24 protein-coding genes and 1 tRNA gene are annotated in these 20,762 nt (G+C 39.0%); all 25 read left to right on the forward strand.

Annotation, left to right across the window (positions count from 1 at the left end; translation table 11 throughout):
• Positions 1 to 101: 101 nt before the first annotated feature.
• The 25 genes from ACYVQZ_RS09340 to ACYVQZ_RS09460 all read left to right on the forward strand — a co-directional run bounded on the left by ACYVQZ_RS09340 (position 102) and on the right by ACYVQZ_RS09460 (position 20,650).
• Positions 102 to 383 (forward strand): MazG-like family protein, encoded by a 282-nt coding sequence (locus ACYVQZ_RS09340; RefSeq protein ID WP_461241114.1) that lies wholly within the window; start codon positions 102 to 104, stop codon positions 381 to 383.
• 207 nt (positions 384 to 590) lie between these two features.
• Positions 591 to 947, forward strand: coding sequence for a hypothetical protein (locus tag ACYVQZ_RS09345; protein ID WP_461241115.1), 357 nt, complete (start codon positions 591 to 593; stop codon positions 945 to 947).
• A complete protein-coding gene (locus ACYVQZ_RS09350; RefSeq protein WP_461241116.1) occupies positions 944 to 1,174 on the forward strand; it encodes a helix-turn-helix transcriptional regulator in 231 nt (76 codons plus the stop codon). The genes ACYVQZ_RS09345 and ACYVQZ_RS09350 overlap by 4 nt, the downstream gene beginning before the upstream one ends.
• Positions 1,161 to 1,313: a hypothetical protein gene (locus ACYVQZ_RS09355; RefSeq protein ID WP_461241117.1), complete on the forward strand. Its 153-nt coding sequence runs from the start codon at positions 1,161 to 1,163 to the stop codon at positions 1,311 to 1,313. The genes ACYVQZ_RS09350 and ACYVQZ_RS09355 overlap by 14 nt, the downstream gene beginning before the upstream one ends.
• 3 nt (positions 1,314 to 1,316) lie before the next feature.
• Positions 1,317 to 1,736 (forward strand): DUF722 domain-containing protein, encoded by a 420-nt coding sequence (locus ACYVQZ_RS09360; RefSeq protein ID WP_461241136.1) that lies wholly within the window; start codon positions 1,317 to 1,319, stop codon positions 1,734 to 1,736.
• A gap of 113 nt (positions 1,737 to 1,849) precedes the next feature.
• Positions 1,850 to 1,918, forward strand: a tRNA-Ser gene (locus ACYVQZ_RS09365).
• A 687-nt stretch (positions 1,919 to 2,605) separates the two neighbouring features.
• Positions 2,606 to 3,736, forward strand: coding sequence for a helix-turn-helix domain-containing protein (locus tag ACYVQZ_RS09370; protein ID WP_461241118.1), 1,131 nt, complete (start codon positions 2,606 to 2,608; stop codon positions 3,734 to 3,736).
• Positions 3,737 to 3,747: 11 nt separating this feature from the next.
• The gene (locus ACYVQZ_RS09375) at positions 3,748 to 3,981 is read left to right on the forward strand and encodes a hypothetical protein (protein WP_461241119.1); all 234 of its coding nucleotides are present in this window, start codon (positions 3,748 to 3,750) and stop codon (positions 3,979 to 3,981) included.
• 34 nt (positions 3,982 to 4,015) lie between these two features.
• Entirely contained in the window at positions 4,016 to 4,276 is a 261-nt protein-coding gene (locus ACYVQZ_RS09380) for a thioredoxin domain-containing protein (protein WP_461241120.1), read from the forward strand.
• 45 nt (positions 4,277 to 4,321) lie between these two features.
• Entirely contained in the window at positions 4,322 to 4,858 is a 537-nt protein-coding gene (locus ACYVQZ_RS09385) for a terminase small subunit (RefSeq protein WP_461241121.1), read from the forward strand.
• Positions 4,842 to 6,113: a PBSX family phage terminase large subunit gene (locus ACYVQZ_RS09390; protein WP_461241137.1), complete on the forward strand. Its 1,272-nt coding sequence runs from the start codon at positions 4,842 to 4,844 to the stop codon at positions 6,111 to 6,113. The genes ACYVQZ_RS09385 and ACYVQZ_RS09390 overlap by 17 nt, the downstream gene beginning before the upstream one ends.
• An 84-nt stretch (positions 6,114 to 6,197) precedes the next feature.
• Positions 6,198 to 7,538: a phage portal protein gene (locus ACYVQZ_RS09395; protein ID WP_461241122.1), complete on the forward strand. Its 1,341-nt coding sequence runs from the start codon at positions 6,198 to 6,200 to the stop codon at positions 7,536 to 7,538.
• Positions 7,525 to 9,186 carry an ADP-ribosyltransferase gene (locus ACYVQZ_RS09400; RefSeq protein WP_461241123.1) on the forward strand — a complete coding sequence of 554 codons (1,662 nt, stop codon included), beginning with the start codon at positions 7,525 to 7,527 and terminating at the stop codon, positions 9,184 to 9,186. The genes ACYVQZ_RS09395 and ACYVQZ_RS09400 overlap by 14 nt, the downstream gene beginning before the upstream one ends.
• Positions 9,187 to 9,307: 121 nt before the next feature.
• Entirely contained in the window at positions 9,308 to 9,958 is a 651-nt protein-coding gene (locus ACYVQZ_RS09405) for a capsid assembly scaffolding protein Gp46 family protein (protein ID WP_461241124.1), read from the forward strand.
• A 1-nt stretch (position 9,959) separates the two neighbouring features.
• A complete protein-coding gene (locus ACYVQZ_RS09410; RefSeq protein WP_461241125.1) occupies positions 9,960 to 10,784 on the forward strand; it encodes a N4-gp56 family major capsid protein in 825 nt (274 codons plus the stop codon).
• A gap of 220 nt (positions 10,785 to 11,004) precedes the next feature.
• The gene (locus ACYVQZ_RS09415; protein WP_461241126.1) at positions 11,005 to 11,382 is read left to right on the forward strand and encodes a phage head-tail connector protein; all 378 of its coding nucleotides are present in this window, start codon (positions 11,005 to 11,007) and stop codon (positions 11,380 to 11,382) included.
• A gap of 2 nt (positions 11,383 to 11,384) precedes the next feature.
• Positions 11,385 to 11,696: a hypothetical protein gene (locus ACYVQZ_RS09420; protein WP_461241127.1), complete on the forward strand. Its 312-nt coding sequence runs from the start codon at positions 11,385 to 11,387 to the stop codon at positions 11,694 to 11,696.
• Positions 11,686 to 12,045: an HK97-gp10 family putative phage morphogenesis protein gene (locus ACYVQZ_RS09425; RefSeq protein WP_461241128.1), complete on the forward strand. Its 360-nt coding sequence runs from the start codon at positions 11,686 to 11,688 to the stop codon at positions 12,043 to 12,045. The genes ACYVQZ_RS09420 and ACYVQZ_RS09425 overlap by 11 nt, the downstream gene beginning before the upstream one ends.
• Positions 12,046 to 12,052: 7 nt before the next feature.
• Positions 12,053 to 12,451: a hypothetical protein gene (locus ACYVQZ_RS09430; RefSeq protein WP_461241129.1), complete on the forward strand. Its 399-nt coding sequence runs from the start codon at positions 12,053 to 12,055 to the stop codon at positions 12,449 to 12,451.
• 16 nt (positions 12,452 to 12,467) lie between these two features.
• Complete coding sequence (locus ACYVQZ_RS09435; RefSeq protein ID WP_461241130.1) at positions 12,468 to 12,962, forward strand: phage major tail protein, TP901-1 family; 495 nt, start codon at positions 12,468 to 12,470, stop codon at positions 12,960 to 12,962.
• Positions 12,963 to 13,133: 171 nt separating this feature from the next.
• Entirely contained in the window at positions 13,134 to 13,487 is a 354-nt protein-coding gene (locus ACYVQZ_RS09440; protein ID WP_461241131.1) for a tail assembly chaperone, read from the forward strand.
• Positions 13,488 to 13,570: 83 nt separating this feature from the next.
• Positions 13,571 to 13,915, forward strand: a complete 345-nt coding sequence (locus ACYVQZ_RS09445) for a hypothetical protein (protein ID WP_461241132.1) — start codon at positions 13,571 to 13,573, stop codon at positions 13,913 to 13,915.
• A gap of 29 nt (positions 13,916 to 13,944) precedes the next feature.
• Positions 13,945 to 16,860, forward strand: coding sequence for a tape measure protein (locus tag ACYVQZ_RS09450; protein WP_461241133.1), 2,916 nt, complete (start codon positions 13,945 to 13,947; stop codon positions 16,858 to 16,860).
• A 10-nt stretch (positions 16,861 to 16,870) separates the two neighbouring features.
• Positions 16,871 to 19,075, forward strand: coding sequence for a distal tail protein Dit (locus ACYVQZ_RS09455; RefSeq protein WP_461241134.1), 2,205 nt, complete (start codon positions 16,871 to 16,873; stop codon positions 19,073 to 19,075).
• A 12-nt stretch (positions 19,076 to 19,087) separates the two neighbouring features.
• Positions 19,088 to 20,650, forward strand: a complete 1,563-nt coding sequence (locus ACYVQZ_RS09460) for a phage tail spike protein (RefSeq protein ID WP_461241135.1) — start codon at positions 19,088 to 19,090, stop codon at positions 20,648 to 20,650.
• The last annotated feature ends 112 nt before the right edge of the window (positions 20,651 to 20,762 follow it).

Consider the following 20,762-nt stretch of genomic DNA (forward strand, 5'->3'; position numbering starts at 1 on the left):
GGTTGATGATGTTTTGTTTGAATTCTTTGTCGTAACGAGTTGGCATGTAAAAATTCCTTCCTTTTGAGAGACGATTTATTCATTATACGCTCTCTTAAAAGTTGTCTCAGGAATCAGCTTACATCCAAGATAAAGCTAATCCAGATAAGCAGATGATTAAGCTAGTGGAAGAAGTCGGAGAGTTGTCAGCGGCATACAACAAAGATAAGGACTTCGAGTTTAGCGACTCAATCGGTGACATCATTGTCGTGCTAACTATCTTATGCCAACAAAAAGGTGTCAATATTCAGCAGTGCATGGAGTTAGCACTTAGTCAGATTAACGGACGTAAAGGCAAGATTATTGACGGTGTTTTTGTTAAGCAAGCTGATCTAAATGAATAAGGTGAAACGGCATGTCACGACCAAGAAGACACATTGAATACGCATTATACAAGGGCGATGAGTTCCTAGATATAGGAACAGCAGAACAGCTAGGTAGTAAGTTCGATTTATCAGCGAACACTGTTAAATATTATGCAAGCAACGCACACTTAGAAAGGCTTAAAAAGAAAGATGACGGTATCGTAGCCGTCAGACTGGAGGGTGACAATGAAACTTGACTTAGGACTAGTTTATGAAATCGAAAAAGACTACGGTTCATTAATGAATGCACCTAGTACGGACAGCCGTTTAAGAAAACTCAGACAACAAGCTAAGCCAATGAACGCTAGTGATGAAGTTAATCAATTCGAAGTTGAAAGTAGATATACTAACGACGAAATTGCGAAGATTGATCACTATGTTGTCGAAGGTGGCAGATATCACTGGTCTTATGATCAGACAAGAGACCGAATCAGTAGATACACAGATTTAGGCTATGTGAATAGGCGGTACATCTATCAACGATCAGTAGCATTGAATATTAAGTTACGTGGTCGAATTAAAGAGGAGTGGCAAAGGATTTGAATAATGACAAAGTGTTTAATGCCGCTAATAAAATTAAAGAGCTAAGAAAAGAACAAAATAAAACACAAAAAGATGTGGCTCTTGCTATAGGTATGACTGAACAAGCAGTAGCGAATTATGAAACGGGTAAACGTGAACCTAAACTTAAAACATGGAGAAAATTAGCAAATTTTTTTGGTGTGCAAGTTGGCTATCTTATAGGAGGAACGGAGAATGTGGGCAACTAAAGTAGGCCAGTTTATTGGCATGATTATTGTGGGTATTATCGGATTAATTGCGTTAGCAATCTTTGTTATCTTTTTAGGTTTCTTGTTAATTGGGATTGTCCATGTTTGGAGTTTTGTAGCTGCATTGCTGGGGGTGTAACTTATTAGACGGTCAACATTTAGACATATCGAAGACATATTAAGGGACTATCCAAAGATTGATCAGTATATTGAAGAACGTGAACAAGAGCTGCGCTATCCGTTTCAACAAGCAGACGAAAATGTGGGCGGTGGCCGGGGGAACAACTACACGGAACACACAACCGACATGCTGATCACAATTGATGAAGATAGACGACTGAACAATCTTAAATGGCAACGTGACGTGATAGACGATTGCTTAGATGATTCAGGTCAAGAAACTGAAATAATCATCAAAGAGTTATATTTCAAAAAGCGCCCCGATTTTACGCTTGACGGTCTAATTGCTAACGGGTTGATTCATGTATCACACACGCAAGCATTTAATTTAAGACGTGAATTTATCCAGAACATCGCAAACAAAATGCGAATGTCTGAATAAAGAGTGTATTATTCGTGTATTTTAGACACCCTTTTGCGTGTTAAATTGGTATTGTCAGATAGTCGGACAGCTACTGACATTCATTAGGCGTTAATAAATTCATTTCTTTCAGGACTAGATTAGCTCAGTGGAAGAGCACAGCTAAGATGGCTAAGTCACTGGTTCGATTCCAGTATCTAGTTTTGCATAACGGAGCATATCTCCACGAATTACGGTTATGCAACGTGAGTTAGACTGTCCCGTCGCTCACGTTATCCTGAGGTAAAGGTAAAAATACAATTGCATATTCTCATTTGTGTTCGACAGGTTGGGTTCGATTCCCAATCGCCTCATTACTGTGCTTCTATTGAGTAAGCAAAACCGGTTAGCTTCGTTGTACTTGCAACGCAATAGAAACCAAGTGCACAGTCGGAAAATTGGCCTCTACGTGGCCCGGCATTTCTCACAATCTTGTTGCTACCGATTACAAGATTGATTACATACAAAACATGGTAGTAGTGTTGGTGTTGCTAATCCCATAGTCGCACGGCATGAAAAAGAGCGTGTACTTCTATATGGACATAAACTCTTTGAGTTGCGGCCTTGAAGTTGACACTAAAGATGGAGCTGGAGACCTCATCCGTTAAAAGGGAATAATGTATATACAGACTATATTGACCCTACATATAGTTGCCTGCCGATGGGCTTTGTTGCATTGGCGTAAGTCTCCCTGAAGACCGTAAAATCAGGCGATAGGGTTTGACAGCTTAGTTGCTGTCTTTTTTAGTGCTCTCAAGCAGCAATTGAATGAATAGTCGAGTGCGGAGCTTGGGGGCATATACATATATAAAGAAAGGTGGTGGCTTGACATTACTTGGCCCAAAGAACAGTTGAACAAAGCAATCGAATTGCAACAACAGGGGCTAAGTAGTGCATTAGTCGCCTCTAAATTGTCAGAAATATTTGGCAAAGAAATATCACAAGTATCAGTACAACATAAATTACAACGTGAAGGTCATGCGTTCTCTAAAGTTGGTCATCGTGAGTGGAATGATGATGGTGTGCAAACATCAACCACAATCCTAGAAGTAATCAATGGACAAAAGCTAACACCAGAAGATGTTATCAAAGCTCATGGATATGACCCGAAACAATGGGAGATAACTAAAAACATATCTAACTTTTGGAAACAAAAAGAAGATGTGACCAGTTATCAATCTAAGATATCTATTAAGCCACGATCACATATTCCAGTTGAGGAGTTAAGCAAGATACTTAACGAACGGGTTAAACCAATTACGATACGTGCTGAGAACGACGGCAAGCATAATCTTGTTATTCCGCTATATGATATGCACTTTGGAATTATGACGTTTGACCTGCTGAAGAATCAATTAGCAGAAATTAAAGCAATCATTGAACGTGGTTATAAACGTATCGTTATTGAACAAGGTGGAGACCTATTACATTCTGACAAGATGACTAAAGCCGAAACGGTCAAAGGCACACAACTTGACCCAGTAGATATGGTCCAAGCCGTCAAAGACGCTAAGCGATTCTACGATGAAGTCATTCAATGTGCGTTAAAGAATTCCAAAAAGGTTGATATCTACGGAGTAGGCGGCAATCATGATTACGATCTAGCATACCTGTTTACAGACGGTTTAAGTGACAGATACCCACAAGTAGATACACATAACACACTAGACGTAAGACAAACCTACCAACTAGACAAAGTAGGTATCATGCTAGCTCATGGTGACAAGGCACAGAAAAAATTACCAATGTTATTCGCCACAGAGTCGCCTTATATTTGGTCATCAAGTAATTATCGTGAGATACACTTTGGACACTTCCATAAAGAAGTCACTCATGATGATTACGGAGTTGTCACTAGACAGATTGGAACACCTAAGTTAAATGACCCGTATGAAGTATCAAATGGATACACGATGGCAACACATAAATTGCAGTTATTTGAATATGGTGTTGATCGACTTAAAGCCACTTATGAAATTTAGGAGGGCTAATAATGAAAAATGTTATTGCAGTTAGTGCAACAGAATACAATCATAACTGGCCAGTATATAGCAAAGAACCAGATGTATATACGTGTATTTATGTCAATGACAGTGGAATTGAGGTAACAAAGGTGCTCGCTACGTATAAGGAATATGTTGAAGCGTTACGACTTTTTAATTCTTACGGCAGTGAAAAGAGAGAAAGTAAATCACTTTGGCAAACAATCAAAGAATTGGTCAAATAGACGTTACAATTTTTTAATGAAAGGAATTGATGATATGACCCATGCAGTTATCTATGATAAGCCTGGTTGTTCTAAGTGTAAGTTAACCGAACAGTTACTATCACAAAGTATGCGCACTAAAGTCGAACACCTATTTATTGGAAACGATGAGTGGTCCGATAGAAAACTAGAAAAGTTCCGTGACCAAGGTTATTCATCAATGCCGGTAGTTAGAATCTACAGTGGTGACGGTGACAGGCAAAGAGTCGATGATTGGTGTGACTTTCGACCTGATCGCATTAACAAGTGGAAATAATAAACGTTATGAAATCAATTCGAATTGAGGTGTAGGTGATATGTAATGAAGCTAACAGCTAAACAAAAGAAGTTTGCAGATAACTATATTAAGTCAGGTAATGCAACACAATCAGCATTGCAGGCCGGATATAGCAAGAAAACTGCTTATCAAAGTGGGGCTGAAAACCTCAAAAAACCTCAAATAAAATCATATATTGATTCTAAGATGAATGAGATTGAATCACACAAGATAGCAGACGCAAAAGAAGTCTTAGAGTTCTTTACTGATGTATTGCGTGGCAAGGCTAAAGAAATAGCCGTTGTAGGTACGCCTTATGGTGTTGAAGAAGTGGAAAAGCCACCTGATATTAAAGCACAAATGAGTGCGGGCAAAGAGTTAATGAAACGTTATCCAGAAAGTAACGAGTTATTACAAGCCCAGATTAGAAAAGCTAAGGCAGAAGCTGATATTCGTGAAGCGGAAGCTAATATTGCTAATGGTAACGGTACTGAAATACCAGATGACGGTTTCTTGAATGCACTAAAGCAGAATGCTGATGAAGTTTGGGGTGAAGACAATGAAGATGAAACTAAAGACTAACATTTTCAAATTCACTCCATTTTCAAAGAAACAAATGCAAGTGCTGACTTGGTGGCTAGCACCACAGAACAAAGATTATGAAGCCATTATATGTGACGGTTCAGTTCGTGCCGGTAAGACGGTTATTATGTCACTGTCTTATGTTATGTGGGCCATGCATAGTTTTAATGGTCAACAATTCGGTATGGCTGGTAAGACGATTGGCTCATTCAGGCGAAACGTACTTAGACCGCTTAAATTGATGTTGTATGGACGTGGTTATAAGTTAGTTGATCATCGTACTGACAACATGATTGAAATATCTAAGGACGGTAAGACCAATTACTTCTTCATATTTGGTGGACGTGATGAAAGTAGCCAAGACTTAGTTCAAGGACTAACGGCTGCAGGTTTTTTCTTTGATGAAGTAGCGTTAATGCCACAGTCATTTGTGAACCAAGCAACGGCTCGTGTATCTGTTGACGGTGGTAAGTACTGGTTCAACATGAACCCTGAAGGCCCTTATCACTGGTTTAAGCTAGAGTGGATAGACAAGCTGCGTGACAAACGGGCATTACGTATCCATTTTAGAATGGAAGATAACCCGTCACTATCACAGTCAGTCATTGAACGATATAAACGTGGTTATTCAGGCGTGTTCTATCAACGCTATATCTTAGGGCTTTGGGTGATGTCAGAAGGTGTTATCTATGACAATTTCAACAAAGAAACGATGGTTGTTGATCAGTTGCCAGGAACACCAAGCCGTTACTATGTCAGTTGCGACTACGGTACACAGAACCCGACAGTCTTTCTACTTTGGGGCTATGTGCAGGGTAAGTGGTATTGCGTTAAAGAATACTATTATGACGGACGGCACAGCCCTAGACAGAAGACTGACGACGAGTATGCAAATGACCTAGATAAATTTGTAGGCAACATTCGGGCGAAGATTATTATTGACCCGTCTGCTGCCTCTTTTATTGCTAAGTTACGTTCTAAAGGTTATCAAATCATCAGGGCTAAGAATGATGTTGTTGATGGAATAAGAGAAACACAAACAGCAATGAATAACGGCAAAATAATGTTCACTAGTGGCTTAAGCAATCTATTCAAAGAGATATATTCGTACATTTGGGACGATAAGGCTGCTAACCGTGGCGAAGACAAGCCAGTTAAAGAACACGACCACGCAATGGACGCTATGCGCTACTTTGTCTACATGGTACTAGTCCACAATAATAAAGCAGTTACGATTAAGAACAGATATATCTAGGAGGCGATTAACATTTCAATTACAGTTGGTGGAAAAGGCTCATTAATTAATGACACGACGTTTGTATTCCCAGTTGGTGCTACAATGTCACCAGATGACCTTAAAGGGTTTATTGAAGCGAATAAAAGTATCACGAACACGAAATACGATAAGCAACATGCTATGTTTGTCGGTGATCACAGCGTATTACATAAAGCTGCTAAAGATCATGGACCAGATAACAAGTTAGTTGCTAATTTAGCACATTATATTGTTGAAACGTTTAATGGATATTTTATGGGTATTCCACCTAAGATTACATTAGACGACAACAAAGACAATCAATTATTGCAACTATGGAATGATACCAATAGTATGCAAGACAAGTTAAATGAAATAAGCAAGCAATCAGATGTCTACGGACGTTCGATTGCTTTTTTGTATCAAGATGAAAATTCAGAAACACGAGTTGCATTTAGTTCACCAGATACTTCATTCATGGTGTATGACGACACTGTGGCACATAACCCACTAGCATACGTCAGATACGCATTCGATGAACAGCAACAAATCACAGGTACTGCTTACTTTGAAGATGTTCAATATGAATTTAATTCAGCTTGCAAGCCGTTGAATGAAGAAGTTAACCAATTCAAGCAAGTGCCAGCCGTTGAGTTCTACGGAAACGAAGAACGACAAGGCGTGTTTGATAATGCAATGACACTGATTGACGCACTAGATAGTGTGTTGAGCCAAAAAGCAAATCAGAATGAATACTTTGATAATGGCTACTTGTTGCTAGCTGGCTTGAACTTAGATACTGACGGTGACGGTGAACCAGAATTCAATTTAGATAATAATCAAATCCTTTATGCTCCAAACGCTGAGAGCGTGAATGCAAGGGCTGAGTTCTTACAAAAGCCCGACGGCGATACTATGCAAGAGCACCTAACTGATAGGCTTATGACGCTTATCTACCAAGTATCAATGGTCGCTAACTTAAATGACGACGCATTCAGTGGTAATAGTTCAGGGGTTGCGCTGCAATACAAGCTACTACCAATGAAAAACATGGCTGCTAACAAAGAACGCAAGTTTACACAAGCTTTGAGGCAACTATATAAGATTGCATTCAGTGTTGGGACTATCTTGAATGAATCAAAAGCAGACTCATGGCAAGAGTTAACGTTCCAATTCACACGCAACATGCCTGTTAACTTAGCTGATGAAGCACAGACGGCTGCTAACTTGCAGGGCGTTGTCAGCAAGGAAACACAGCTTAGCACATTGTCGATTGTGGACGACCCTAAGGACGAAATTGACCGTATGCAAAAGGAAGATATTGATACAACTAAGATTGCTGAAAAGTCGCAAGATACATTACCTTATCAGTTTCAACAGCAGAACGAGAAAAGCAAGGTTGTGACGGACAATGGCGACGAATAAAGCTTATTGGGAACAACGAGAAAAGAAACACATTGAGCAACTTAATAAAGCCGATGAAGACTATTCAAGCAAGCTACAAGGCCACTATGACGAAACAATCAAAGATATCAACAATGATATTAATGAATTTTACGTCAAATACGCTAATAAAGAGGGTATTTCGTTAGCTGAGGCAAAGAAAAAGGTTGCTAATGAAGATGTTAAAGCCTTTCAATCAACAGCTAAGAAAATGGTCAAAGATAAAGACTTTTCGCCTGACGCAAACGAAAAACTACGGTTATACAACGCAACTATGCGAATTAATCGACTTGAAATGTTAAAGGCTAAGATTGGCCTAGAATTAACAGGAATGAACACTAAACAAAGTGCCAGCTTGAAAGCTAAACTCACTAAGGAATATCAAAGTGAAGTCGAGCGTCAGGCTGGCGTTCTCGGTGAAAACAAGCTTGATAATGTGGCCGCTAAAGTCGACACAGTTGTTAATGGTTCATTCTATAACGCAACATTTAGTCAGCGTATATGGGCTAATCAGGACAGTTTAAAGGCACGTATTGACAAGCATTTAACCGATTGGCTTATTCGTGGTGACAAACCTACTGACAAGTTAGCAAAAGACCTGGCCAAAGAAATGGGAGTCAGTTTTAACATAGCTGATCGGCTCATGAAAACCGAATCAAGCCGAATATCAGTTGAAGCTGAAAAGAATTCGCTGTCTGAGGCTGGAGTTAAGTATTATTGGATTGTTGGTGAGGCTGACGCTTGTGATGTATGTAAGGAATTAATTAGAAAAAGCCACACAAAGCCGATTAAGGTTGATGACGCAACTATAGGCGATAACACGCCGCCAATTCATGCACGTTGTCGTTGCACTATGTCAGCTGCGTCAGATGATTGGGAAGAGTGGAATCAATGGTTACAAGATAATGGTTATTCAACTAGCCCGTTGTGGTCAAAACGATCAAAACATGCTAAGAAGCAAAGCAATAACGTTAAAAAAAATTTATCCAAAAATGATTTTAAAGATGACAACCCAAGCTATTCAAAATATACTACTGGCAACTTGACTGACGACCAGATTGAATCAATTAAATCATATTACCAAGGAACAGCGTACGATGTTAACTCTGATTTAAGACATGGTGATGTTGGTCTTGATGATGATTATGTGAAATCTATTTCGGACGCAATTAACAATAACGTTGCAAAAAAAAATTTGACGTTGTACAGAAAAGTTGTATCTGGTGATGTTCAAAAACGAACTATGAACTACTATGCTAATAATCCTGAAATGGCATTCCCAACATTAAAGGTAGGGGATATTTTTGAAAACAAAGGGTTCATGAGCACTGCAAAAACAACAAATGGTGATAGATTTGACCCAAACAGTAGCTTATTTGAAGGTGATATAGAATTTCATATAACTGTTCCGCAAGGTTATCATGCATTAGATATTCAACCTATTGCTGATAAAGATTTAGTTGGTGGAATATCTTCGGAAGAAGAAGTTTTGTTGAATCATGGTGCAAAATTTGAAATTACAGACATAAAGAAGAAAAAGTTACCATCTCATGTATCTTTAAGCAGTGAGAATGGCAACAACGCTACAATTGATGAAATTACACAAATTTTCATGAAATTAATTAAGTGAGCGATGGCGAATAAGCCACCGCTTTTTTAGTGCACTTTTTCCTGATTGCAGTGGGTAAAGAACAACTGAGTAGTGACTCCCAAGTCACCCTAATAAATGCGAGATATGGAGGTATCCAATTATGGATTCAGAAGAAACAAAGAACACAGAAGAACAAGAAAATACTGGTACAGATGAGCAAGTTGATACAACGGGTACTGACCAATCGGCCGATGATCAGCAAGACAATCAACTTGACTCTGATAAGGCAGTTGACAAACTTCAAAAACGTTTAGGCAAGGAATCGGCTGAAAAGCACGATTTGGAAGACCAACTAACACAAGCACGTCAGTTAATCGAAGAACTTAAGTCGGGCAAAAAGTCCGTTAAGGAACTATCTGATGAAGATAAGAAGAAACAGGATACTGACGAAAAAGATTCAAAGATTCAAGAGTTGGAATTACAAATCGCACGAACTAAGGCTATTTCTGAAACTGACGCAGTGTTCAAAGAACAAGGCTTAGTGGTTAGCGAAGACATTCTAAACATGGTTGTTGGTGACGCTAGCGACTCTAATAGTAATTTCAGTAATGTCAAAGCACTAATGAGCCTTGTTAATCAGATTCGTGATGAGGACCGAAAAGAAAGTTTAAAGGGTCGCACGCCCCGTGAAAATGGAAAATCAACTCCAGATTACACAAAAGGTGACTTTGCAAACATGACGATGAGTCAAAAAGTCGATCTACATGCACAAAATCCAGAACTATTTAAGAAATTAACAGGAGGAATTTAATATGGCAGATACAGCCCCAACAAAAATCGCAGACTTGGTGAACCCAGAGGTATTAGCACCAGTCGTATCATTTGAATTAGAAAATGCATTACGCTTTACAGGTTTGGCAAACGTGGACACAACCTTAACAGGACAGCCAGGAGACACATTAACTTTTGCTAAGTTCACTTATATTGGTGACGCAGAAGATGTGCCAGAAGGTGAAGCTATTCCAATGGATAAAATTGGAACTGAAAAACAACAGGTTACTGTAAAAAAGGCAGCTAAAGGTACATCAATTACTGATGAATCAGCACTGTCAGGCTATGGCGACCCAGTAGGAGAATCAACTAAACAACTTGGTTTGGCAATTGCTAACAAGGTTGATAATGACTTATTGGCAGCAGCAAAAACAGCGACACAAACAGTATCAATTACACCAGACGTTGACGGTATTCAAACTGCTATTGATATTTTCGATGATGAAGACGATCAAGTTATCGTTGCAGTATTGAACCCTAAAGACGCTGCTAAAGTGCGTGCAGACGCTATTGCTAAGAAGCTAGGTTCTAAAGTTGGCGCAAATCAATTGATTGACGGAACTTATCTTGATGTCTTAGGTGTTCAAATTGTACGTTCTAAGAAACTTGCGGAAGGTGAAGCAATCTTTGAAAAGGTTGATACAACTAAACCAGCACTTAAGCTTGTTATGAAACGTGGTGCGCAAGTTGAATCTGACCGTGATATCAAACGTAAGATTACTGAAATCACTGCTGACGAACACTATGCTGCTTATGTCTACTATGACAAAAACTTGGTTTATGCTACTGTAGCCCCAAAAGCGTAACCCCGTCAGGTGATGGCGGTGGCTCTACTGAATCAACTACTGAGCCGGAAACGGCCACTACGTCAGCAACGTTTGACCCTAACGGAGATATCAAACCAACTGACGCAAACACAGTAGATGAAATTACTGCGTGGTTAACAGCACACAGTATTGACTTCACTGGAAAGACACTTAAGGCTGACTTATTAGCGCTTGTTCCTACTGAATAGGCGGTGATTAAATGGCAGAGAGTAATCAACCAGTAGCACTTGATGAGTTGAAAACGTGGCTTGGTTTAAATAATACAAATTCGGACAAGTTGCTTACTTTGATTATCAGCAAAACCGTGTCATATACACGATTTAAGCTTGGTTTGAAGAAAGGCGAGTTGTTCCCTGAAGAAGTATCGTTTATTCCGTTTGACGTGTGTGTTAAGCGTTATAACAGGCGTGCTAACGAAGGCATGGCCAGTTATTCGCAAGAAGGCGAGTCAATCACGTTTAACAATAACGACTTTGACGAGTACGAAGACGCAATCGAACAGTGGAGAAAAGACAACGGTAAGAATGCTACTTCACTTGGGACTATTCAATTCAGAAACGCTTACGAGGGGGAATAGACATGCGATTTAATCACACTATTTCTTTTATTAAGCATGATGATAAGTACGACCCAACAATTAGTGAACACGTAGAAAGTAACGAAGTCGTAAGCACTATTGAAGCTAACGTGACTGATATTGGTACTGAACGGGCAGCGCAGTTATTTGGTGATATTAAACAACGACACTTGGTTGTTCGTTTAATTGAACCAGTACAAGTGCCGTGGTCTTATCTGACTATTGATGATAGTGATATTAAGTATACTTCCTTTACTTCACGAGAGCCGTTACACGCTAACACGTTGATTGTGAGTGAGACGAATGAGTACTAAAGGAATCAAGGTTACTGGAGTTAAAGAACTGCGAAAAAAGCTAGTTACCAACGCTAAAATGACGGAAGTCAAGCGAATAGTACGGGATAACACAGCTGATATGGAATCACATACTACCGATTTAGAAGCCCGTGTTTATACGAAAGGTTACTCGAAAGGTGACACTCGTAAACAAACACACATGGCTATTCAAAAAGGCGGTATGTTAGGAATTGTCGGTATGGGAATGTCTTATGACGCTTATCTTGAATATGGAACTAGATATATGCAACCTGAGCAGGCCTTAACGCCTGCTTTTTTGTATCAAAAGAAAAAGTTTATTGAAGATTTAAACAAGCTAACAGATTGAGGGTGACATGATGACTCCCGATCAAGAGTTATACGACGCAATGTATGGCTTAAGTGAGTCGCTAGGATATGAAACAGTTGAATATATACCGGACGCAGTTGAATTAGGTGATTTACCAAGCGTTTATGTTGGTGAAACACTTACCCAACCACTGTCAACAAAAGATCACGTTTTAGGTAGCGTGTCTGTGACAGTGCATGTGTTTGGTAAACGTAATCAACGTAAATTAGTATCTGAAAGACTTACTAATATATTCAATCATGCGTCAACTATTAAAAAAACAGATAATTTCGGTTGGTCATTTAACGGTGGCCGCACAATGCCACAGGTTGTTGGAGAAAAACAATCTGATGGCATTTTTTTGTGGCACGGATATATGACTGCTGAAATGCGATTGACAAGATAGAAAGGAAGATTAATACATGGCAGATACTACAACTGCAGCATATCAAGGTATTGATAAAGTAATCTATGCTCGAAAGCATAACGACGGTACACCAGTGCGTGTTCCATTTCAAACGACCCATAATTTAGATTTGAGCCGTGACAATGATTCAACGGCTACTAAGGACGGTGCTGTTCCATCTATTGCACCACTAGAAGGTGAACTTGAAGTCGAAGCGTTATCTTCTAATTCTCCAGCTTATGCGTTATTTGAAGATTCACTAAATAACAATGAACGGTTGGATATTTGGGAAGTTAATTTTGCCGAAACAAACGAAGAAGGCTTATATGAAGCTACTTACCTGGAAGCTGTTGTTAACGAAATTTCAGTTGATAACGACGCTGACGACTTAAGTGCTTCTGACGTTACTTTCTCAGTTTACCCAACCCCAGTTAAAGGCTTTACAGCCGTTTCTAAAGAAGAAGTGGACGAAGTTGCTTATGCATTCCAAACAATGGACCCAAAAGCGTAACCCCGTCAGGTGATGGCGGTGGCTCAGCAACAAGTGAATCAAATAGCACTTCTACTTCAGAAAGTGAATCTGCACAAGTAGCAGGTTAGTTATAGTTTCGTTTACATCAACAAGTCGCCTATGAAATGCACAATACCTAATGGGGCGGCATTTAATCATGGAGGATAAATCATGCAATTAGAATTCAACGGAAAAGTTTACACAGAAAAATTTGGTATCAAGTTCTTACGGGAATTAAACAAGAAATACAAGGTTGAGCAAGACGGTATGGAATTCGGTGTCGGTCTACAAGGATTACTAGTCGAATTATTCGCTAATAACGTAGTGTCATTGATTGACGCACTATCACTTGCAAACCAAACAGAAAAGGTCAAGTTCACGCAAGATCAACTGATTGACGCTATTGAAAACGGTGAAATTGATGTTGAAAAATTGTATGACGAAGTTCTTTCAGCATTAAAAGAATCAAATATGACTAAAATGACGGTAAAAAACTTCGAGAAGAACCTGCACGAGAGCAAGTAGGTTCACCCGAAGACCAATACTATCAAATGCGACTCACTGCATTACGTTACTTCGGAATGACTGATCTAAATGAGATTGACCGAATGACAATCAGTGAGTATTTTTTGCGTTTAGAAGCTATTCAGCTACAGCACAATGACCAAGAAGAAATGATTCACTTGCAAGCGTGGACCAATCAAATGGTGCAAGCAACCAAGGGTAGTAAGAAGAATCCTAAGCCTAAATTCACTAAGTTTGAAGATTTCTACAACCATTCAAAGATTGAAAAAGGCATTCGTTCTGAATACGAATCAGGCATTGATACTCCTGAAAAGAAAGCTAAACGCAATCGAATCATGGCAGGTAAGAAAGCTGACGCATTGATAGCACAAAGACGAAAAGAAAGGAGGATAACATCATCGAACAATATTCAATTCAAGCCACTTTAGGCGCAAGTGACCGTGGGTTTTCTAAAGCTATGGGTAATGCCGATAAATCACTAAATGGCGTTGGTAAAGCCGCAGAATCGGCTACCAGTTCAATCATGAAAATTGCCACTGGTATTGGTGCTGTCAAGGTACTTACAGCCGGCATTGACTTAATTAAGAGTTCTGTTAGTGGCGCTGTTAAACGTATTGATACACTGAACAACTCATCAAGAGTGTTCCAAAATATGGGATATTCAACGAAAGATACTAAGGCAGCAATGGACGCTTTAACAAAGTCAATTCAAGGAATGCCTACAGCTTTAGATGACGGGGTTCAAGGAGTTCAATTACTTGCTAGTTCCGTTGGTGATATTGGTAAATCTGAACAAATCTTTGCAGCTTTAAATGACGGTATTCTTGGATTCGGTGGCAGTACTGATCAGGTTACGAATGCTATTAGGCAACTCTCGCAAGCTTTCGCTGGTGGAAAGGTCGACGCTGAAACATGGAACTCTATGTTAGACAGTGGCCTAGGACCAGCGTTAAATGCGATTGCTAAACAGATGGGTATCACATCGGCAGCGCTAAAGAGTGGGCTATCGGACGGTTCTATCAGTGTCGCACAGTTCCAAGACGCTTTAATTGATTTAGATAAGAACGGTGGCGGTGGATTAGCTTCATTACATCAAATTGCAATGGACGCTTTAGGCGGAATTAGTACAAGTATGACTAATGCTAAGACTGCGGTCACTCGTGGAGTTGCGTCTATTATTTCGGCAATTGATCAAGGATTAGCAGCAAATAACATGCCTACAATTGCGCAAGGTATTAGTTCTGCAGGTTCATTAATGGAAGCTGCATTAAACAAGGTTGCTAGTGTTATTCCTGGTGTCATAACACAAATCTCAAACTTTACACATGGCCTTATTCCAATTGCACCAGCGATTAAAGTTGTAAGTGCAGGAATGGCGGTGCTTGTCGCAGCTATTATGGGTGCAGGACAAATTGTTCCTGTTATTACAATGTTCACGCAATTTGGTGGCGCAGTAAGTAAATTAGGATCGCTTGTAGGTGCGTTAGGTGGGCCAATTGGGATTGCAATTGCAGTTGTATTAGCTTTGGGAGCGGCTTTCGCAGTTGTATATTCTAAATCAGAACCATTACGGAAAGCAGTTGCTAATGTTGGCAACGCATTTTCTACTGCATTTGGTCCAGCCATTCAAGCGGCTATTTCAAGTATTAAGGGATTCATTAGTAGTTTGACCGGTATTAGCGGAAACATTGATACTATCATTTCTAAAGTTGGTAGCGGTCTTGCGAACGCACTTAATTCGATTCCGTGGGACGCAGTAGCACAAGGCGCAGCGGGAGTATTTCAAGGAATCATTACTGTTGTCGGTATAGTGGTTGATGTGATTAAATCAATCGTTGACGCTGTATCAGGAGTTGTTCAAGGCTTCAATTCTGTTGGTGGTGCAAGCGCAGTATGGAGTATCTTATCAACAGTTATTAGTGGTATTGGCGACATTTTTAATATCATTGTAGCGACAGTAAAGGGTGTTGTTGACGCATTTACAAATATATCCGGTGCTACTTCAGCATGGCAAACGCTAGGGCAAATTTTAGGCACTATTGCGAATGTTATAGCAGCTATATTACCAATAGTTGTTACTGTTATTACCACTATTATCACAATAATTGGACAAGTAGTTGTTACGATTGCAAATGTAATGGCTACTATTTTTTCTGTCATTAGTACAGTGATGACTACTATTTGGACGACAATTCAACCAATCATCTTAGCTATCATTAACCTATGGAACACAATTGCTCCAATTGTGACAATAGTTTGGAACATGATTTTGTCTGTTATCACAACAGTGATTAATGTGATCATGACTGTAATTACAACTGTAATGACTGTTATTTCGACTACATGGACAACGATTTGGAATGTAATAAGTACAGTTGTGTCCACAGTTTGGAATATTATCATGACCGTTATCACAACAGTGATCAATGTGATTGCTGGAATTATCCAAGCAGTATTGGCCCTTATTCAAGGTGATTGGTCAGGTGCATGGACCGCTATTCAGACTGTAGCTTCTACTATTTGGAATGCAATTGTGACTATTGTTACTACGCTAATCAATGCAGTCAAATCAATTATCACTTCTGTTCTAAATGGTATTAAGGGCATTTGGACATCTATTTGGAATGGTATTAAATCAGTTGCTAGTACTGTATGGAATGCGATTAAATCGGTAATTTCATCTGCCATTAATGCTGCTAAATCAATTATTTCAAGTGCAATGAGTGCTATTAAATCAGCTATGACATCAGCTTGGAATGCAATTAAGAGTGCAACAAGCTCAGCATGGAATAGTTTCAAATCAATAATTTCAAACGGAATAAGTTCAGCTGTTTCCAGAATAAAAGGGTTTGTGTCAAGTATGAAGAGCGCTGGACAAGATTTAGTTAGAGGGTTCATCAAAGGAATTCAAAGCATGATTAAGACGGCAGTAAGCACAGCTGAAAATTTAGGTAAGAGTGCTGTTGGTGCAGTAAAAAAATTCCTACACATTGGATCTCCATCTAAAGTTATGGCCAAAATGGGGATGTGGACTGGTATGGGATTTGTGAATGGTATGAAAGGTATGCTGAAACCTATTGATAGAATGTCGAATGCAATGGCGGCCTCAGCGTTGCCTGATGTACAAAAAATTGATTTTACGCCAACATTCAATGCAAATAAGTTAAATACTCAACTGAAAAAAGCCGGTAATATGCTTAATAGCAAGCTTGGTACGAGTGTTGATCAAGAACTCAGCTTAAGCAACAATTGGACTGTTAACGTACCTGTTAATCTAGATGGGGAAACAATTGCAACTGTGACTGCTTCCCCTATGCAACGAGTATTAGATCAAATGCAAATGCAAACAAACAGAATTCATGGAAATGTTTAGGAGGGATAATTTGAGTTATAATTTTACAGCTTTTGATGAACAGAGTGAAACACAAACATCTCTTCCTAGCGAAGCTATGACATTCAATGGAAAAACAATTGAGAATGAAATACCTGAGTATCGAACTCTACAAGTAACAGGACGTGAGTTACTCGGTAATACTTTAGGTACGCTTAAAGTTGGACAGCAAGACGGAGAACGTATTCAGAGTAAAAGCAGGCCAGCAAGAGAAATCACAGTTAAATATCAAGTTGACGCTCCCAATCCTCAAAGGTTTAGGGAGATTTTTTATGAACTAAATCAACTGTTGTCGGGACAAGATGTAAAAATATTTTTCAATGATGACCCAGAGAAATATTTTATCGGTACATTAGAAAGTATCAGTGAAGTTCCAGGCGGTACTGATTCAGTTGTTTCAGATTTTACTATTTTGTGCAATAATCCTTACGCTTATGCTATGCAAGAAGATGAATTCACACTTAATAACGAAGTACAGACAGAAGATTTTGTTATAGATTTTAAAGATAAAATCAAAGATGACCTGATCAGCAATCCTAACTCAATTTGGGGTGCTGAAGATAAAGAAAACGAATCACGCACACCAGATTCATTTTGGTGGGAGTGGTATCAACATTCTTATACAGTTATTCAACAGGAAGACGGGCATTATGACTCATATACTCGTGAAACCGAGGGAAACTCAACTAGGTTGATGATGAAGTTTGACGTGCTGAAATCAATTGATAAAGTCTACCCTGGGTTTTGGCAAAAGTATGGCATTGTAGATAAAAATGCTAAGCTTGAATGGCTTAGAGCAAACATGACTCACTTTGAGTTCGATTGTTGGTCATTCGGCCGTGGTGCTAATGGTTTCGGTGTTATCGTTCAACTATGGAACGGAACAGAGTGGGTTGGCACAGAATCTAATACTGCTAGTTCACCATACAAAAACACATATTCATTTAATACAGCAAATGAGGCTATTAACTACATTGATAGTGATGGCTATTTTTATGCAATGACTGCGACTAATGACGCAAGTGAAACAGATAGAACTATTATTTATTTGGATTATGCTTGTTTGAATATTTTGGCTACTTTACCAGTTACCGATTCGTTAGAAATTCAAAATGATGGCCCACTTCCTGTGCCAGTTCGTTTTGAAGTAACTAACAAAGGAGATAATGGTTTCTTCGGAGTAAGCAATGGAGATCAATCTATCCTAGTAGGTAATCCTAGTGAAGAAGATGGGGGTATATTAAGCAAATCTGAACGCATATTTTCAACAAATCAAAACAATGTGAACGGATTAAAGCAGTGGACAATCAATAACGCAACTATCAATACTTCAAATGAAAAGGCCACTCAAAGTGGTTCGTTTGAAGATCCAAGTGTTATTCAGGAAAAACGCTGGCGTTTACGAAATGCTCAAAAAGATATTGCAACTGCTTGGGGTGTTGGTGATTCATCAGGACGAGGCTGGCATGGGCCTTCTGTAACTGCTGAATTTGATAAGGATTCACAAGGCGCAACAGGCGCTGTTAATTTCACGGCCCGATTCTATGTTCAATTTTTGTTTGGAAACATGAGCCAGTCAGGGTTGCAACAATGCAATCTAGTTGGGCCTGATAAGGAGCTATTAGTTTGTGTCCAAATGTGGAAAGACGTTAACAAGCATAATGGGTTTTCAATCAGAATTGGCAACAAAGGTTGGATATATCAGGACAACAACAACGCGCGTTGGGATAATTTCTTTGGATCAATTGAAATTAAACGGTACGGAAACACGTATACGATTAACATTCAAAATGTTGAGGGTAGTGGGCCAAAAACAAAGCAAACTGTTACCTACGATGATTCTGATAGTGCTGCTATCAAGTGTCAGAATGTATCTTATTGGAAAGCTCGCTGGGGAAACGTGACTAAGCACAACAATGTTATGTACAACGACTTATACGATTTTTGGATTCAAAAAGATAATGTAGAACATTATGTTGACATTCCAAACCTTTTTCATGACAGTGATGTGTTGAAAGTTGAAGATAATAAAGGTGCTGTAGAAAGTAATTTAAATGGATCTTTCATTTTGGGATACCAAGAAATCGGTTCAAAATCAATCATTGCTAAACCAGGCAGAAATACAGTTGCTTTCATGTATTCTGATTTTGCGAATGCACCCGAAGTTAAGGCTTATATACGAAAGAAATATATTTAAGGAGGCTATGAATTGCAAGTATATGTATTAGATAGAAGTAAGAACACTCTAGCTACAACATCTCAGATTTATGATGATATTCATCATAAGGAATTGACAGCTGGTGCTTCAACGTATAATTTCAAAGTTGACAAATCCGACCCTGCAGCTCAATACATGGTTTCCGGAAATTATATTGTATTTAAGGACGACCAAGGCAAGCCTTGGTCGTTTTCTATTTTGTATTACGATGAAACGCAGCAATCAAAGAAGATTTATACAGAAGATGTTGGTATTGAGTTAATCAATAAAGCGATGGACGTTTGGTATTTTGCAGAAGCACATGATTTTAAGTATTACTTTGATCTAGTGACTGATGGTACACCATGGGAGCTTAATGTTAATCAACTCGAAGGTCTAAGTAGAACACTTAACTATACTGGCCGCGACACCGGATTGGGTAGATTACTATCAATTCTTAAAGGCTTTGACAATGCAGAGTGCGAATTTGTCATAGATATGAAAGGCACTGTACCAGTTAAATATGTCGTTAACGTGTACAAACAGATTGGTTATCATCAAGACAATATTCAAATTGTTTACAATCGTGAATTGAATGACATCACTAAAACTGAATCGAGGCAAGACTTTGTTACAGCACTAGCGGGAGTAGGTTCAGTAATTCAAGATACAAGTGATACAGGTGCAGATGACGCTTCTAAGCCACAGAAACACGTTAGTTTTAAAGATCTCGAATATAACAGCGGAGATTATGTCTCAAAAGCTGGAGATCAGTTTATTCGTGCAGTTACAGCTAATAAACAATTTAATCCTGGCGACCAAGGTTACGTTGAGAATTTTTACGATTACGAAACTGACGATGTACAGGAATTGTTCAACAGAACGCTCAGTCAATTAATTGAACGTAGTAAGCCAGCTGAAACGTATGTGGCAGACGTAAAAATCATTGATCCCACATTAGATATTGGAGACACAGTGAAAATCATTGATCATGATTACAATCCTGAACTTTATTTAGAAGCCCGTGTTGCTACCCTAGATAAATCATATACAGATGTTACGAAAGGTTCTGTAACCTTTGCAAACTATGTTGTATTGCAAAGTACAATTAACCAACAACTTAAATCTTTACGTGAAAAAATAAATGAAATTCGTAATGGTGATACTTACTATGTGTGGATTAGATATGCTGATGATGATAAGGGCACAAATATGTCAGTATCACCTGATGGTAAAGCCTATGTTGCAATTGTACCGATGAAAAATCAGCCGATAGCTTCTGACAACCCAGCTGACTATGTGGGCAAATGGTCACTAATTAAAGGGTCAAACGGCAGAAATGGGGACAATGGTAAAGACGGCACTAGTTCATATTTGCATATTGCTTACGCAAATAGTGTTGATGGAAAAGTGGACTTCACTACTGATGAGACTGAAGCCCATAATCGAGACTATCTTGGAACTTATACTGATTCGACTCCAGCTCAATCAGTTAATCCTGCAGAATATGTATGGCAATTAACACGTGGTGCAAATGGAGCACCTGGGCAGCCAGGCAGTATGGATGTAAGCTGATTCCTGAGACAACTTTTAAGAGAGCGTATAATGAATAAATCGTCTCTCAAAAGGAAGGAATTTTTACATGCCAACTCGTTACGACAAAGAATTCAAACAAAACATCATCAAC

The sequence above is a fragment of the Paucilactobacillus salsurae genome, from assembly GCF_054784995.1.